The 377-nt window shown below is 60.7% G+C and carries 1 pseudogene; it reads right to left on the bottom strand.

Going from position 1 to position 377, the window contains the following annotated elements:
• A pseudogene (locus tag BQ17_RS21330) lies at positions 1 to 377 on the bottom strand (ATP-binding protein); the annotation flags it as partial.

Here is a 377-nt window from a genome sequence, read left to right as displayed (position 1 = left end):
CGGGCACGGTCGTGGCCTGCCTTCATTTCAAAACAGGCCTCGTAGCCGAGGGCATTGACCAGCCAAGGCTGACCGCCAGTCTGCTCGAAGACGTACTCGATCACCCCGGCCTCGAACACCTGCCCGGTCTCTTCGGTGTGCTGGGTATAGAGGGTAGCGACATCTTCGTGGCTGAAGTTGCCCAAGCGTAGGGATTTGGATTTGATGTTGAAGGCGCTGCCGCCGGTGATGATCTGGTGGTCACCGTCATGGATACGATAATCCCGCACATCCCGCACGCCGCACAACAGAACCGTCTGAGGAAAGGCCTGGGGACGATCCGGGTAGCCGGCCCGGATCTGGCGCAGCAGCGAGATCAGGGTATCTCCCACCAGGCT

The sequence above is a fragment of the Candidatus Thiosymbion oneisti genome, assembly GCF_900092655.1.
GTDB lineage: Bacteria > Pseudomonadota > Gammaproteobacteria > Chromatiales > Chromatiaceae > Thiosymbion > Thiosymbion oneisti.
This window is presented reverse-complemented; position numbering and strand designations above follow the sequence as displayed.